At 75.6% G+C, this 13485-nt stretch carries 5 protein-coding genes; all 5 read left to right on the forward strand.

Features of this window, described 5'->3' with window-relative positions; all coding sequences use genetic code 11:
- Window positions 1-22 precede the first annotated feature (22 nt).
- From HNR61_RS49510 to HNR61_RS32455, 5 genes are read left to right on the forward strand one after another with little or no spacing between them, the layout of a single operon-like run.
- Window positions 23-3379, forward strand: coding sequence for a DUF4132 domain-containing protein (locus tag HNR61_RS49510; protein ID WP_182846960.1), 3357 nt, complete (start codon window positions 23-25; stop codon window positions 3377-3379).
- 28 nt (window positions 3380-3407) lie between these two features.
- Window positions 3408-6734 carry a DUF4132 domain-containing protein gene (locus HNR61_RS32440; protein ID WP_182846961.1) on the forward strand — a complete coding sequence of 1109 codons (3327 nt, stop codon included), beginning with the start codon at window positions 3408-3410 and terminating at the stop codon, window positions 6732-6734.
- Window positions 6735-6763: 29 nt separating this feature from the next.
- Window positions 6764-10063: a DUF4132 domain-containing protein gene (locus tag HNR61_RS32445; protein WP_220510057.1), complete on the forward strand. Its 3300-nt coding sequence runs from the start codon at window positions 6764-6766 to the stop codon at window positions 10061-10063.
- Window positions 10064-10080: 17 nt separating this feature from the next.
- The gene (locus tag HNR61_RS32450; RefSeq protein WP_182846963.1) at window positions 10081-11172 is read left to right on the forward strand and encodes an ATP-binding protein; all 1092 of its coding nucleotides are present in this window, start codon (window positions 10081-10083) and stop codon (window positions 11170-11172) included.
- Window positions 11169-13460 (forward strand): DUF5682 family protein, encoded by a 2292-nt coding sequence (locus HNR61_RS32455; protein ID WP_182846964.1) that lies wholly within the window; start codon window positions 11169-11171, stop codon window positions 13458-13460. Before HNR61_RS32450 ends, HNR61_RS32455 begins: the two co-directional genes overlap by 4 nt.
- Window positions 13461-13485 lie beyond the last annotated feature (25 nt).

Here is a 13485-nt window from a genome sequence, read left to right on the forward strand (position 1 = left end):
CCGCCCCCTACCGTCAGGCACCATGATCACCCCCTCCGCCCTCCCCGACGAGGACTCGCTGGTCCTGCCCGCCGCCTGGACCGAGGTCCTGCACCCCCGGCGCGGCGGCGCCCCCGTCCCCACCCCCGCGCCCGATCCCGCGGCGATCGCGGAGATCCGCGTTCTCGTCGAGGAGCGCGGCGTGCCGTTCGACGAGGTCCTGGGCAGGGAGGGCACCGATCCGGAGGTCGCCGAACGCGTTCGCGCCCATCTGGACGGCACGGCCGACCCGCTGGGGGCGGCGGGCGTCGCGAAGATCCTCGCCTGGGGTCTGCCCCGCGGCGAGCACGACGGATGGCGCGCCCGGCTGGCGGACGCCTGGGTCGTCGAGCACGGGCCGGTCTTCGCCGCCCGCGCGCTGGTCGAGATGTTCGAGCTGGAGACCGAATGGTCGACCTGGTCGAAAAGACCGACGGAGCGGCGTTTCGTGCTCAGGCGCGTCCGTCCGGGCGACCATCTGGGCAAGGAGCGGTCCCTGCGGGCCGCCTGCCGGCGGCTGCGCGCGCTGCTGGCGGCCGCCGACGAGGACGTCCGGCGGGAGGTGACGGACCGGCTGGCGGAGACGCGGGACACGCCGCTGCGCCGCCTGGTCGTGTCCTATCTGCTGCCCGACCGGCGTGACTGGGTGGACGAGTGCTGCGCCGCGCCGCCGTCCTCCCCGGCCGAGGAGTCGGCGCGGTGGATGCTGTGGTGTTCGGTCGGCACGGCCGACCAGCTCGCCCGGATGGGCGGATGGGCGGACCTCGGCCACGAGGAACGTGAGCTCGACGTCCTGGCCACCATCGCCGACGGGGCCGGTGCGGGCATGACCTCGTTCGTGACGGCGCCGCTGGACGAGGAGTACCTCCCGGCCGATGTGCGCGATCGGCTGGTGGACGTCCTGACGAGGCTGCCGGGCGACGAGGCGTTCCGGGCACTGGTGGACCGGGTCGAGGACCGGCACGTGCGGCTCGTGCTGCCGAAGGCGGCGGAGCGCTTCCCGGTGCGGGCGCTGCGTCTGCTGTCCGCCGCGGCCAGGGGCACCGGCAGGCGGGCCATGTTCGCGCGTTCGCTGCTGGAGGAGCGGGTGCTGGCCGCCCCCGACGCGACGGCCGCGGCGCTGCCCGCCCTGCCGGACGAGGCGCGGCGGACGGTCGAGGAGGTCAGGCGGTCCCTCGTGCGGGCTCCCGAGGCCCCGGCCGACGCCCTCCCGGACCTGCTCGTCTCCCCGCCCTGGGAACGCGGGCGGACCACGCGGCCCGCCGTCCTCACCGGGCTCGTCCCGCCCGCCGAACCGGAACTGGTCTGGGAGGACGGGGAGCGCAGGGAATGGGACGAGCGGCCGGACCACCGGCCGCCCTACTCCCGGGGGGACTGGAAGGCCGAGCTCGCTCGGATACGGGAGGGCCGGGAAGGCTGGGACAGCGCCTACTGGGTGCTCCCCCACGCGCCCAAGGAGGCCGTCCGCCCGCTTTTGAAGGAATGGACGCCCGAGTACCTGTGGAACACGGAGGGCTGGCTGCCCGACACGGTGGCGAGGTTCCAGGTGGAGGCGCTGCCGCTGGTGCTGCGGGTCGCCCGTGCCCAGCCCGCCGTCAGCGGTCAGCAACTGCTGCCGTTCCGGAGCGTCGAGGTGGCGCGGCTGATGGCCGACTGGCTGGCCCGCCTGAGGTCGGTCCGCCCGGTGGCGCTGCGCTGGCTGGTGCGGCACGGCACCGCGGCCGCCCGGCTGCTGGTCCCCGACGCCCTCGGAAAGCCGGGGGCGCAGCGACGCGTCGCCGAAGGGGCGCTGGTGACGCTGGCGGCGCGCACCGACGCCGAGACGGTGCTGGCCGCCGCCCGCGAGTACGGCGACCAGGCCGCCGCCGCGATCGGGGAACTGCTGGCGATGGACCCGCTCGACCGCCTGCCCGCCCGCGTCCCCAAGCCGGGGGCCTGGGCGGACCCCGCCCTGCTGCCGCGACCGCTGCTGCGCGACCGGACGACCGGGCTGCCCGCCGCCGCGACGCGGCACGCCGTCACGATGCTGGCGATGTCCCCGCTGGACGAGGTCTATCCGGGCGTCGACGTGCTGCGCGAGGTGTGCGATCCGGCGTCGCTGGCCGAGTTCGGGTGGGCGGTGTTCGAACGCTGGCAGGTGGTGGGCGCGCCGTCCAAGGACGGGTGGGCGCTGACGCAGCTCGGGCTGGTCGGCGACGACGAGACGGTGCGGCGGCTCACCCCGTTCATCCGGGCCTGGCCCGGCGAGGGCGGGCACAAGAGGGCCGTGACCGGGCTGGACGTGCTGGCGGCGATCGGCACCGACGTGGCGCTGATGCACCTGCACGGCGTCGCGCAGAAGGTGAAGTTCAAGGCGCTCAGGACCCGCGCGCAGGAGAAGATCGAGGAGGTCGCCGACAGGCTCGGCCTGACCGCCGAGCAGCTCGCCGACCGCCTGGTGCCCGACTTCGGGCTGGACGCCGGCGGGAGCATGGTCCTGGACTACGGGCCGCGCCGTTTCACCGTCGGGTTCGACGAGCAGCTCAAGCCGTTCGTCCGGGACGAGAACGGCAAACTTCGCAAATCGCTCCCGAAGCCGGGCGTCAAGGACGACGAGGCCCTGGCGACCGCCGCCTACCAGCGGTTCGCGGCGCTGAGGAAGGACGTCCGGACCGTCGCCGTCGACCAGATCCGCCGCCTGGAATCGGCCATGGTGAGGCGCCGCCGCTGGACGGCGGACGATTTCCGGGATCTGTTCGTGGCGCATCCGCTGCTGAGGCACCTGGTGCGCCGCCTGGTGTGGCTGGCCGAGGACGGGAACGCGACCACCGCGTTCCGCGTCGCCGAGGACGGCACGTTCGCCGACGTGAACGACGACCCGTTCACCCTCCCGGACGCGGCGCGGATCGGGATCGCCCACGCCCTCGACCTGGACGGCGAGAGGGGGACGTGGGCGGACCTGCTGGCCGACTACGAGATCGTGCAGCCGTTCCCGCAGCTCGGCCGCCCGGTGCACGCGCTGGCCGAGGGCGAGCGCGACTCCGGGGAGCTGTCCCGGTTCGCGGGCGTCACCCTCCCCACCGGCAGGGTCGTCGGCCTGGAACGGCGCGGCTGGCAGCGCGGGGCGCCGCAGGACGCGGGCATCCAGGGGGAGATCTTCCGCCCCCTGCCCGACGGCCGTTACCTGGTGGTCCACCTGGACCCCGGCATCGTGGTCGGCGCGCTGGACGCCATCTCCGAGCAGCAGCTCCACTCCGTCGTCCTCGGCACCCGGCCCGACGCCGTCCGCGGACCGGGCGACTCCGGCCCGCGCTTCGGCGACCTGGACCCGGTGACCGCCTCCGAGATCCTCGCCGAGCTCACCGAGCTCACCGAATCCTGACCCCTCCTTCCTGGAAAGCACCGCGAACATGTCTCTCACCGTCCCCGACGAGGACTCGTTGATCCTGCCCGCCGCCTGGCGGAGCCGCCTGCATCCCCGGCGCGGCGGCGCTCCCGTGCCCGTTCCCGGAGTGGACGCCGAGGCCGTGCGGGAGATGCGCGACCACACGGAACGGATGAGCGCGACCCTCCAGGTGAGCCTGGTGCAAGGCCACGTGGACGCCGCGATGGCCGAACGGATGTGGGCGCACCTGAGGGGCGAGCCCGATCCGGTGGGAGCCGCGGGGATCGCGACGCTGGTCGGCCGGGCGCTGGAGGACCTCCCCGACGACCTGCACGCGCGCGTCATCGACGCCTGGGCCGCCGAGCACGGGCTGGCCTTCGCCGCCCGCGCGCTGGTCGAGATGGGATCGATGCAGACCGACCGGGGCACCTGGAGCGAGGGCGCGCGGTGCAAGGTGTTCAGGCTCGGGCCGGTCCGGGAGGACGACCGGATGGGCCGCTGGTGGGCCGCGCGGTCCGCCGCCCGCCGGATGCGCGCCCTGCTGGTCGCCGCCGACGAGGCGGAGTACCGGGCGGCGCTGGAGCTGCTGGAGGGGGCGCGGGACACCCCGCTGCGGCGGATCATCACGTCCTATCTCCTTCCCGAACGGGCGGACTGGCTGGACGGGTGCCTGGGCGAGCTGTCGGACGTCGTCAGCGAGAGGTCCTGCCACTGGATGCTGTGGTGCGCGGTGGGCTCGCCCGAGCAGGCCGCCGGGCTCGGCGCGCACGCGGGCCTGGGGTGGTACGAGTGGCATCTCGACATCATCGCCACCATCGCCGAGGGGGCCGGCGCGGGAACGGCCCCGGCCGTGCGGAAGGCGCTGGGCAGTGCGCACCTCCCGGCCGACGCTCACAAGCTGCTGGTGAACGCGCTGTCGGTGCTCCCGGACGACGAGGCGTTCCAGGTCCTCGCGGACGGCGTCGGGGACAGGTACACGGGTCCCGCCCTGGCGAAGGCGGTGAAGCGGTTCCCGGTGCGGGCGCTGCGGCTGCTTCCCGCGGCGGCCGGGGGGACGGGCCGGAAGGCGGAGCTGCTGTCGGCGCTGCTGCGCGACCACGTGATGACCTCGACGGACCTGGTGGCGGAGGTCCTGGCCGGGTTGCCGGACGACGCGCGCGAGGCGATCGAGGAGATCACGCGTTCGTCGGCGCGGGTCCCGGACGCGCCGTCCGGTGGCCTTCCGGACCTGCTGGTGTCGCCGCCGTGGACGCGTGGGCGCAGGCCGGTGCGGCGGACGGTGCTGACCGGGCTGACCCCGCCCGCCGGGCCGGAGCTGTCCTGGGCGGAGGGCGAGCGCGAGGAGTGGGCGAGGAGACCGGAGTCCTTCGGCTGGCGGGAATCCGGCGTCGACTGGGAGGAGCGGGTCGCGGAGATGCTCGCCGGGACGCTGTCCTCCTACGGCGCGGCCGCGGTCCTGCTCGACGCGCCCGATCACCTGCTGCCTCCGGTGCTGGCGGAGTGGGGGCCCGAGGAGGTGTGGTACGCCGAGGACTGGCAACGTTCGGTCGCGGCGCGGTTCGGGACGGACGCGCTGCCGCTGATCCTGCGGGTCGCGGACGCCAGGGCCGCCACCGGCTCCCAGGGGCTCGCGCCGTTCCGGAGTGTCGAGGTGGCCCGGCGGATGGCCGACTGGCGGGCCCGCCTGAAATCCGTGCGTCCGGTGGCGCTGCGCTGGCTGGTGCGGCACGGCACCGCCGCCGCCCGGCTGCTGGTCCCCGACGCCCTCGGTGAGCCGGGGCCGCGGCGGCGCGACGCCGAGGGCGCGTTGCTGGCCCTGGCCGCCCACAGCGGGGCCGAGACGGTGCTGGCCGCCGCCCGCGAGTACGGCGACCAGGCCGCCGCCGCGATCGGGGGACTCCTGGACACCGATCCTCTGGAGCGGCTGCCCGCCCGCGTCCCCAAGCCCGGTGACTGGGCGGACGCCACCCTCCTGCCGCGACCGCTGCTGCGCGACCGCGAACGCGCCCTGCCCCTCGACGCGACGCGGCACGTCGTCACGATGCTGGCGATGTCCCCGCTGGACGAGGTCTATCCGGGCGTCGACGTGGTCCGGGAGGTGTGCGATCCGGCGTCGCTGGCCGAGTTCGGGTGGGCGCTGTTCGAACGATGGCAGGCGGCGGGCTCACCCTCCAAGGACGGGTGGGCGCTGACGCAGCTCGGGCTGACCGGCGACGACGAGACGGTGCGGCGGCTCACCCCGCTCATCCGGACCTGGCCCGGCGACGGCGGGCACAAGAAGGCCGTCGCCGGGCTGGACGTGCTGGCGGCGATCGGCACCGACGTGGCGCTGATGCACCTGCACGCCATCGCCCAGAAGGTGAGGTTCAAGGGCCTGAGGGCCAGCGCCCGAGAGAAGATCGAGGAGGTCGCCGACAGGCTCGGGCTCACCGCCGACCGGCTCGCCGACCGCCTGGTCCCCGACTTCGGCCTGGACGCCGACGGCCGTCTCGTTCTCGACTACGGTCCGCGCCGTTTCACCGTGGGTTTCGACGAGCGGCTCAAGCCGTTCGTCCGGGACGAGGACGGCAGGCCCCGCACGGCGTTGCCCAAGCCGGGCGTCAAGGACGACGAGACGCTGGCGGGAGACGCCTACCAGCGGTTCGCGGCGCTGAAGAAGGACGTGCGGACCGTTGCCGCCGACCAGATCCACCGCCTCGAATCGGCCATGGTGCGCCGCCGCCGCTGGACGGCCGCCGAATTCCGGGATCTGTTCGTGGCGCATCCGCTGCTGAGGCACCTGGTGCGCCGCCTGGTGTGGCTGGCCGAGGACGGGAACGGATCCGTGGCGTTCCGCGTCGCCGAGGACGGCACGTTCGCCGACGTGGACGACGACCCGTTCACCCTCCCGGACACCGCCCGGGTCGGCATCGCCCACCCGCTGGACCTCGGGGAGGGGGCCGGGGCATGGAGCGAACTGCTCGCCGACTACGAGATCATGCAGCCGTTCCCGCAGCTCGGCCGTCCCGTCCACGCGCTCACCGACGCCGAGCGCGCCTCCCGGACCCTGGACCGGTTCGCGGACGTCACCGTCCCGACCCACCGGATCCTCGGCCTGGAACGGCGCGGCTGGGAGCGCGGGGAGGCCCAGGACGCGGGCGTCCAGGGGGAGATCTTCCGCCCCCTGCCCGACGGCCGCTCCCTGGTGGCGCACCTGGATCCCGGCATCTCGGTCGGGGACCCCGGCTTCTGGCCCGAGCAGCGCCTCATCCACATCGCCCTCGACGCCGACCCCGGCTCGCGTTTCGGTGATCTGGACCCGGTGACCGCCTCGGAGGTCCTCACCGACCTCACCGAGCTCACCGGGCCGTGATGTCGGTGATGTCCCCTACGGTGATCCACATGCCCGAGACGCTCACCCCGCAGGACGAGAACACCCTGGCCCTCCCCGAGGAGTGGGCCGGCCGGACGCACCCCCGCCGCGACGGCCACGCCGTCAACGCCGCCGTCGACGTCCGGATCCGGGACTCGGCCGGGGCCGCACTGCGGCGGGTGGTCGCGAAGGCGCGGCCCGCCCTCGACTCGCTGCTGGCCGGGCGGGCCGGGGAGCCCGATCTGGCCGAGGCGGCCCGGCGCTACCTGGACGGGGAGGCCGACCCCGCCGGGGCGGCGGCGGTCGCGGCCGTCGTGGGCCTGGCGGGCGTGGAGGGGGCCACGCCGGGCGTGTTCGTGGACGGATGGGTCCGGGAACACGGCCTGGCGTTCGCCGCGTGCGCGGTGGTGGAACGCGACGGGCTCGCCACGGAGCGCGCGGCCGGCGGCGACTGGCGGGGCGCGTGGGTCGGCGTCGTGCGCGGGGTCGAGCTTCCCCGCGAGGACGGGCGGCTCCGCCGCATGCGCGCGCTGCTGGCCGTCGCCGGCGAGGACGATCACCGGGAGGCCGTCGCGCGCCTGGCCGGGCTGCGCACCACCCCGCAGCGCCGGGAGTGGACGGCGTACCTGGTCCCGGGCCGTCCCGACTGGCTCGCGGAGGTCGACGACCTGACCGCCCGCCCGCCCGGATCGGACCGCGAGCTCCTGCTGAGCACGCTCGCCCCCGAGCACCTCGGGTTGTTCGGCGACCGGCTGCTGCTGGCCTGGGGCGAGGCCACGCCCGCGATGCTCGCCACCCTGCTCGACGGGCTCGGCCCCGCCGCCCTGCCCCTGCTGCTGCGCACCTACGACCACGACCGGGTGGACGCCGCCGCCCTCCGGCTGGTCCTCCAGGCGATCTCCGCGATCCCCACCGACGAGGCGTTCCGGGCGCTGCTGGAGCGGCGCGACCGGCGGTTCGCGGGACCGGCGCTGCTCGCGGCGGCCCGGCGGTTCCCCGAGCGGGCACTGCGGACCTGCGCCGCCGAGGCCGCCGCCCCGGACGTCGCCGACCTGCTCGCCGCGCACCTGCGCGCCCACCCCCGGCTCCGCGACGCCGACCTGCCAGCCGACGTCCGCGCCGTGGTCGAGACGCTGGAGGCGGCGGGCGGACGCGTCCCCGACGCCGCGCCGGAGGACCTGCCGGAGCCGCTGGTCTCCCCGCCGTGGACCCGCGCGCGCCCGAACGCGGAACCGGTCGTCGTCAAGGGACTGAAACCCCTCGGTGAGCCGCGCGTCGTCTGGAGCGAGGGGGAACGCGAGAGCTGGGCGGCCCCGCACCCGTTCGGCGACCGATGGACCGGCCCCGACACCGACTGGGCGGAGGCCGTCCGGCAGTTCACCGAAAGACGCCTGAAGTGGCGCGACGGCGTCGACCTGCTGCAACTGGCCCCCGTGGAGCTGGTCCGGCCGCTGGTGGGCGGCTGGTGGGGAGCGGGGCTGGCGAGCGGCGGCGACGTGCCGTGGCTGCGGACCGTCGTGGCGCGGTTCGAGATCGACGCGTTCCCGGTCGCGATGGCCGCCGTCAAGGCGAGTTCCGGTGACTGCGGCGAGATCCTGCTGCCCTACCTGGACGCCGACGTCGCCAGGCTCATGGCGGGCGGGCTGGAGAAGGGCAAGCGGATCCGGCCCGCGGCCGAGGCGTGGTTCGAGCGCCACGGGGCCGACGCCGCCCGCCCCCTGGTCCCGGCGGCGCTCGGCAAGCCGGGAGGGAAGGCGCGCCGCGACGCCGAACGCGCCCTGCTGTTCCTGGTGGACCGCGCCGGCGCCGACGCGGTCGTGGCGGTGGCCCGCGAGTACGGCGACCGGGCCGCGGACGCCGTCGCCGGGCTGGCGGCCCGCGACCCCCTGGCCACGCTGCCCGAGCCCATGCCGTCCATCGGGATCTGGGCCGATCCCGCCGTGCTGCCCCCGGTGCTGCTGCGCGGCCGCGAACGGGCCCTGCCGCTCGCGGCGACCGGCCACCTGATCACGATGCTGGCGATCTCGCGGCCCGACGCCCCCTACCCCCTCCTCGCGGAGGTGCGCGAAGCGTGCGACCCGGCGTCGCTGGCGGCGTTCGGCTGGGCGCTGTTCCGGGAGTGGGAGCAGGGCGGCTCCCCGGCCGGGGGCGGCTGGGCGCTCGCGCAGCTCGCGCTGACCGGCGACGACGACACCGTCCGCCGCCTCACCCCGATCATCCGGGCGTGGCCGGGGGAGAACGGCCACCACAAGGCCGTCGTCGGCCTGGACGTGCTGGCGGCGATCGGCACCGAGACGGCGCTGACGCACCTGCACGGCATCGCGCAGAAGGTGAAGTTCAAGGCGCTCAGGACCCGCGCGCAGGAGAAGATCGGGGAGGTCGCCGAGAGGCTCGGCCTGACCGCCGAGCAGCTCGCCGACCGCCTGGTGCCCGACTTCGGGCTGGACGCCGGCGGGAGCATGGTCCTGGACTACGGGCCGCGCCGCTTCACCGTCGGGTTCGACGAGCAGCTCAGGCCGTTCGTCCGGGACGACTCGGGCAAGCCGCGCAAGGCCCTGCCCAAGCCGGGCGCCAAGGACGACCCGGAGCCGGCGGAGGCCGCCTACCAGCGGTTCGCCCAGATGAAGAAGGACGTGCGGGCCATTGCCTCCGGCGAGGTCCACCGTATGGAGCGGGCCATGGTCACCGGCCGCCGGTGGACGGCGGAGGAGTTCCGCACCCACGTCGTGGGACACCCCCTGATCCGGCACCTGGCCCGCCGCCTGGTCTGGCAGGCCGGCGGCACGGCGTTCCGCGTCGCCGAGGACGGCACGTTCGCCGACGTCGACGACGAGGCGTTCGACCTGCCCGACGCCGCGCCGGTCCGCCTGCCGCACCCGCTCCACCTGGGCGAGGACCTCAAGGCGTGGGCGGAGGTGTTCGCCGACTACGAGATCCTCCAGCCGTTCCCGCAGCTCGGACGGCCCGTCCACACCCTCACCGACACCGAGCGCGCCGCCACCGCGCTGACCCGCTTCGGGACGGTCACCGTCCCGGTCGGGAAGGTGCTCGGCCTGACCCGGCGCGGCTGGGAACGCGGCACGCCCCTGGACGCGGGCGGCGAACGGTGGATCTCCAAGCCGCTGCCCGGCGGCCTGCACGCCGTCGCCGCCCTGCGCCCCGGCATCAGCGTGGGCTTCGCCGCCGACAGCGGAGACCAGACCATCGAGGACCTGTGGATCGGACCCGAGCCCACCGACCGCGCGTTCGGCGACCCCAGGCCCCTCGGCGAGCCCGACCCGGCGGCGGTCTCCGAAGTGATCGCCGACCTCACCGCCCTGACCCAGTGACACGGAAAGATCCCTCCATGACCGAGCAGATGGTGCAACGCCCGCCCGCCGAGGCGCGGTTCGCCGACGAGCTGGAACGGCTCCGCCAGAACGACACCGCGCCCCGCCCGCCGGGCTGGGCGCTCAGCCTGGACGCCGCGCGCCGGTTCATCGTCGGCGACGACGCGCTGGGGGTCCGCCGCAAGTTCGTCGGCGACCCGTCGCTGATCGACCGCTCCCTGGTGACCCTGGCCACCAGCCGCGGCCTGATGCTGGTGGGGGAGCCCGGCACCGCCAAGTCGCTGCTGTCGGAGCTGGTCGCGGCGGCGGTGTCCGGCGACTCCACCCTCACCATCCAGGGCGGCGCGGCCACCACCGAGGACCAGATCAAGTACTCCTGGAACTACGCCCTGCTGGTCGCCGAGGGCCCCTCCACCCGGTCGCTGGTGCCCGCGCCGCTGCTGCGCGGCATGGCCGAGGGCAAGGTCGTCCGCTTCGAGGAGATCACCCGCTGCCCGCTGGAGGTGCAGGACTCGCTGCTGTCGCCGCTGTCGGACCGGGTGCTGGCGGTGCCCGAGCTGACCGGCCCCGACGCGATGGTGTTCGCCCGCGAGGGGTTCAACGTCATCGCCACCGCCAACACCCGCGACCGCGGCGTCAACGAGATGAGCGCCGCCCTCAAGCGCCGCTTCAACTTCGAGACCGTCTTCCCCATCGCCGACTTCGGCACCGAGCTGGAGCTGGTGGAGGCCGAGGCGACCGCGCTGCTGGAGAGGTCCGGCGTCCAGGCCGCGCCGCGCCGCGACGTGCTGGAGGTGCTGGTCACCACGTTCCGCGAGCTGCGCTCGGGCAGCTCCGCCGACGGGCGGCCCACCGAACGTCCCTCCGCCGTGATGAGCACCGCCGAGGCCGTGGCGGTCGCGCACGCGGTCGGGGTGCGCGGCTGGTTCCTGCGCGGCGAGCCCGGCGACGCCGCCGACATCGTCGAGTGCCTGGCCGGGACCGCCGCCAAGGACAGCCCCGAGGACCTGGCCCGGCTGCGCCGCTACCTGGAGCAGCAGGCGTCCCGCCGCGGCGGGGAGCAGTGGAAGGCGCTGCACGCCGCCCGCCACCGGCTGCCGGGCCGGTGACCGTCACCTACGTCGGCGTCCGCCACCACAGCCCCGCGTGCGCGCGGCTGGTCCGCCGCACCATCGCCGAGCTGCGGCCCGCGCACGTACTGGTGGAGGGCCCCGCCGACTTCAACGACCGGCTGGACGAGCTGCTGCTCGGCCACACCCTCCCCGTCGCGATCTTCAGCCACCACCGGGACGGCGAACGCCGCCACGCCTCCTGGACGCCGTTCTGCGCCTACTCCCCGGAGTGGGTGGCGCTCACCGAGGGCCGCGCCGCCGGGGCCGAGGTCCGGTTCATCGACCTGCCCGCCTGGCACCCGGCGTTCGCCGAACGCAGCAACCGCTACACCGACGCCGAGGAACGCTACGCCGAGGCCACCGGACGCCTGTGCCGCGAGTTCGCCGTCGACAACACCGACGCGCTGTGGGACCACCTGGTGGAGATCCAGGACGACGACGGCATGGCCGAACGCCTGGCCGCCTACTTCGACCTGGTGCGCGGCGAGTCGGCGGCAGGGGAGGACGACACCGCCCGCGAGGCGTACATGGCGCGCTGGATCGAGGCCGCCGAGGCCGACGCGGCCGGACGTCCCGTCGTCGTGGTCACCGGCGGCTTCCACCGCCCCGCCCTGCGGGCCCTGGCCGGGCGGACCGCGCCGGAGAAGGGCTGGCCGGAGGTGCCGCGCCCGCCGGACGGCGCGACCGGCGGCAGCTACCTGGTGCCGTACTCGTTCAAGCGGCTCGACGCGTTCACCGGCTACCAGTCGGGGATGCCGTCACCGGAGTACTACCAGCGCGTGTGGGAGGACGGCCCGCAGGCCGCCGCCGACGCCCTCACCGAGACCGTCGTGCGGAGCCTGCGCGCACGCAAGCAGATCGTCTCCACCGCCGACCTCATCGCCGCCCGCACCCTCACCGAGGGCCTGACGCGGCTGCGCGGCCACCGCGCCCCCGCCCGCACCGACCTGCTGGACGGCCTGGTCGCCGCGCTGGTGACCGACGACCTGGAGCAGCGGCTGCCGTGGACCGGACGGGGCCCGCTGCGATCCGGCGCGCACCCGGCGGTCGTGGCGATGGTGCGGGCGCTCAGCGGCGACCGCGTGGGACGGCTCGCGCCCGGCACCCCCGCGCCGCCGCTCGTCCACGACGTCACCGCCGAGCTGGAACGCCTCGGCCTCGACGGCGCCGGCCACGTCACCCTGGACCTGACCGGCGAGGCCGACCTGACCCGCAGCCGCACCCTGCACCGGCTGCGCGTGCTCGACGTCCCGGGGTTCCGCCGCGAGTCCGGTCCCGCCGGCGGCGCCGACCCGGTGCTGGAGGAGGTCTGGTCCCTGACCCCCGATGGCGACCGGCTGCCCGCGCTGATCGAGGCGGGCGCGTACGGGGCGACGCTCCGGGAGGCCGCGGCCGCCGCCCTCGACGGGAGGATCGCCGCCGCCGGACCCGACATGCGCGCCCTGGCCGCCGTGCTGTTCGACGCCGCGCTGTGCGGCAGCGCCGACCTGTCGGACCGGATCGCCCTGGCCCTGCGCCGCGGCATCGCGCACGCGCCCGACGTCGGCGCGCTCGGGCACGTCCTCGGCACGGTACTGGGCCTGTGGCGGCACGACCGGGTCCTCGGCACCGCCGGGAGCCCGCTGTTCGGCGCGGTCATCGACGGCTGCGTCCGCCGCGTGCTGTGGCAGGTGGAGGGCGTGCGCGGCGGCCCCGCCCCCGCCGACCTGGAACGGCTGCGCGCCCTGGCCGCCGTCCGCGACGCCGTCCTGCACGCCGCCGAGGTGATCGACCTGGACCGGGCGGCCGTGCTGGCCACCGCCGCGCGCGTCAGCGCCGACACCGCCGCGCCCCCCGACCTGCGCGGCGCGGCGTTCGGGCTGTGCTGGTCGCTGGCCGGGGCGACCGGCGCGGCCGCCGACCCCGAACGCGCGGTCCGCGGGGCCGCCTCCCCCGGCGTGCTCGGCGACTGGCTGGCCGGGCTGTTCGCCCTGGCCCGCGACGAGGTGATCACCGCCGGGAACGGCTCGGTCCTGGCCGTGCTGGACGAGCTGGTCGGCCATCTCACCGAGACCGACTTCCTGGTCGCGCTGCCCGCGCTGCGGCAGGCGTTCGCGTTCTTCCCGCCCCGCGAACGCGAGACCATCGCGCGCGGCCTGCTGGAACGGCGCGGCCTGCGCGGCTCGGCCCGCTCCCTGCTGCGCACCGCCGCCTCACCCGAACTGCTCGCCGCCGCGGCCGAACTGGACCTGCGCGCCACGACCCTGCTGACCACCGAGGGACTGCTGAAGGACCCGCCACCATGACCCTGCCCATCGCCGCGCGTGCGCG

This window comes from Actinomadura kijaniata, from assembly GCF_014138665.1.
Lineage (GTDB): Bacteria > Actinomycetota > Actinomycetes > Streptosporangiales > Streptosporangiaceae > Spirillospora > Spirillospora kijaniata.

Bases quoted from the DNA above. Each gene is read 5' to 3' on its own strand.
- HNR61_RS49510 (WP_182846960.1), top strand. From the start codon at position 23: ATGATCACCCCCTCCGCCCTCCCCGACGAGGACTCGCTGGTCCTGCCC.
- HNR61_RS32440 (WP_182846961.1), top strand. From the start codon at position 3,408: ATGTCTCTCACCGTCCCCGACGAGGACTCGTTGATCCTGCCCGCCGCC.
- HNR61_RS32445 (WP_220510057.1), top strand. From the start codon at position 6,764: ATGCCCGAGACGCTCACCCCGCAGGACGAGAACACCCTGGCCCTCCCC.
- HNR61_RS32450 (WP_182846963.1), top strand. From the start codon at position 10,081: ATGACCGAGCAGATGGTGCAACGCCCGCCCGCCGAGGCGCGGTTCGCC.